Raw genomic sequence first — 2,400 nt, forward strand, 5'->3', positions numbered from 1 at the left:
TGCACTAGTCGTTTCGGCCTTTGCTGCACTGCTACTACTTGCACTAGTCGTTTCGGCCTTTGCTGCACTGCTACTACTTGCACTAGTCGTTTCAGCCTTTGCTGCACTGCTACTACTTGTACTGATTGCATCGGTCCTCACTGCACTGCTTGAGGTGCTGGTGGCTGTCACATCAGCTGACACTGGCCGGCTGGTAACTAGCATCCCTAATCCCAGCGAAAATAATGAAATCCCCATGACAGCCCAATTCTTACCGCATTTATATAATTTATAATGCGTTTTAGTCTCTCCAAAATAATTATTCCTTAACATAAAAGAACCTACCTTTCTCACTTTTTTAGATAAAATGTTGTCATTAAAATCCCGGTTTATTAAGGCTATTGGGTCTTTTCAATTAGAATAGAAACTACTAATATCCTCTAAATTGGGCCTATCTTTCGCACGAAAGTATCTAAAAAACGTGCCACATTCCCATCTCTAATTAAGCGACATTAATAAACAGCATTTATAATAACACACTTAAACTTTAGATTAAATTACATACAAGTAAACATTGCAAAACTAGTTCAGCAATTATACATAGGCCTTCACTATTTAGCTATTAATATTTAAATTTTCAAATTAAAACAACAAATAAGAATCAATTGTGTTTTTTTAATTTGAGCTTGTTGCTGTAACTTGTGCGTAAAGGCTTGTTTAGTTTTGATGCCAATCATCAAAAAGATCATGCTTGTTGGTTTCAAAATCTAAATCCATAAAGCCAGCCTCCTACCCAAAATCAATGTAATCCAGCATCGTTTCAGTACTAGCCTGGTCTCAGCCTAAATAAGCTAAAGTCATCGCTTCACTGGAATGATTGAGGAAATTCACGACTAAGCCAATATTATAATTTGATTGCGTGTAGACGCGATAAGCCCCGGTTTTGCTCATGGTATGGGAACCTAGATAATCAATTCCTAACAGATTGCCAACCTTGCTCATGATTTTGTAGAACTGTTTTTCCGTGATATGTCGCTCGGGGTGCTGAATGGAAGAAAAAAGCCATTCAGAATCTAGCTTATGATCAAGTAGCCATTGACGGTACGATAAGAACTCTGTTTGAACTGGTACAAGGTATTAGGTTTACCCGTTTTTCGATCGTGAATGAACACGTTTTGTTTAATAGAACCGTCTGGATTAAAAATATCGGTCTGTTTTAACCTCATAACGTCACTCACTCTCAGCAGTGTAGCTTTGCCAACTTGAAAAATCGTATAGTTACGCCGGCCGGCTTTAAAGTTATTGAGTAACGTATCTTGAACCTCTTTAAGTACGTTTGAATCTTTAATGGGTAAGACAACTTGTTACATAAGTCATAATCTCCTTTGACGATATAATAGCTTATAATTGACGTACGTTATCATGTACGCTTATAATATTAGATAAGTTGAGGAGGGAAAACATATGGAAAAAATTATTAACCCAACTACAGCACGAACAAACCTATTTTCACTTATCAAAAACGCTAATCGGGACTCCCAACCTGTTATTATTGCAGGATCTAATGACAGCCGTAGTGCCGTTTTGATTGGAAAAAAAGACTATGATGCATTACAGGAAACCATGAACTTAATGATGAATGGTCAGATTCAAGCCACCTTCAGCCGTAAAGATGATGAATCAGTTGATTTAGACGAAATGATCAAAGAAATTGATCATGAGTAATCGTTGGAAAGTAAAAATAAAATCATCAGCTAAAGGTGATTTAAAAAAAGTTTTAAGAAGCCCATTACGTCAGTCATTTGAAGAAATACAAAATGTATTGGAATCTGATCCATATAAACCAATACAGTCATTTGAAAAATTAACACCACCTGCGGCTGGTTACTATTCTCGAAGGATAAATGGACAGCATCGCGTCGTTTATACCATTGATAAAGTAACTAGAATAGTCGAAATCTATTCATGTTGGGCCCATTATGAAAGTGGTGGTCTTGAAATGAGTGGTAAATCTAATTCCAGAAAAAACTAGCAACTTAACATGCATCATAAATCAAATATTATAATAAATAACCCCCAATATCCACATTATAGATATTGGGGGTTATTTTAGCAGGGCTTTCGAGGGGCGATTTGGAGATTATAGTCCCTAATATAGGGACAAAGCTTATTTGAAAGTTTTTCTCAAACACATCATGTATTTTAGACTGTGCCACTATTATTCTCTGTTATAGGGTTTAATTTAGACAGTTCTAATGAACATATCTAACTTAAATAGATTGTGAGACACGAAATGGCCATCAAGGTATACCCTATTGGTCGCTTTTGATCCATTATCAATGGCTTTTTAAATTAGGGCCTAGTACTTTTGGAATGGAAATACTTTCCAACACCAAAAATTCTAGACCCAAATAATTTTAC

3 protein-coding genes and 1 pseudogene are annotated in these 2,400 nt (G+C 36.1%); 2 read left to right on the forward strand and 2 right to left on the reverse strand.

What is annotated here, in order from left to right:
- Positions 1-312, reverse strand: a 312-nt coding sequence (locus MZO40_RS16690; RefSeq protein ID WP_368052586.1) for a KxYKxGKxW signal peptide domain-containing protein, incomplete at its 3' end; no start/stop codon positions are given.
- A gap of 504 nt (positions 313-816) precedes the next feature.
- A pseudogene (locus MZO40_RS16695) lies at positions 817-1,328 on the reverse strand (tyrosine-type recombinase/integrase).
- A 115-nt stretch (positions 1,329-1,443) separates the two neighbouring features.
- Between MZO40_RS16695 and MZO40_RS16700 the strand changes: the two are divergent.
- Together MZO40_RS16700 and MZO40_RS16705 are read left to right on the forward strand one after the other, a co-directional pair.
- Positions 1,444-1,704 (forward strand): type II toxin-antitoxin system Phd/YefM family antitoxin, encoded by a 261-nt coding sequence (locus tag MZO40_RS16700; RefSeq protein ID WP_003680272.1) that lies wholly within the window; start codon positions 1,444-1,446, stop codon positions 1,702-1,704.
- On the forward strand, positions 1,697-2,011 hold the full coding sequence (locus MZO40_RS16705) for a Txe/YoeB family addiction module toxin (protein ID WP_003680273.1): 315 nt from the start codon (positions 1,697-1,699) through the stop codon (positions 2,009-2,011). Before MZO40_RS16700 ends, MZO40_RS16705 begins: the two co-directional genes overlap by 8 nt.
- The last annotated feature ends 389 nt before the right edge of the window (positions 2,012-2,400 follow it).

It is taken from the genome of Lactiplantibacillus sp. B652, from assembly GCF_023806745.1.
Taxonomy (GTDB): domain Bacteria; phylum Bacillota; class Bacilli; order Lactobacillales; family Lactobacillaceae; genus Lactiplantibacillus; species Lactiplantibacillus pentosus.

Excerpts from the sequence above, each read along its gene's own strand:
- MZO40_RS16705 (WP_003680273.1), top strand. The coding sequence starts at position 1,697 with ATGAGTAATCGTTGGAAAGTAAAAATAAAATCATCAGCTAAAGGTGAT.
- MZO40_RS16700 (WP_003680272.1), top strand. The coding sequence starts at position 1,444 with ATGGAAAAAATTATTAACCCAACTACAGCACGAACAAACCTATTTTCA.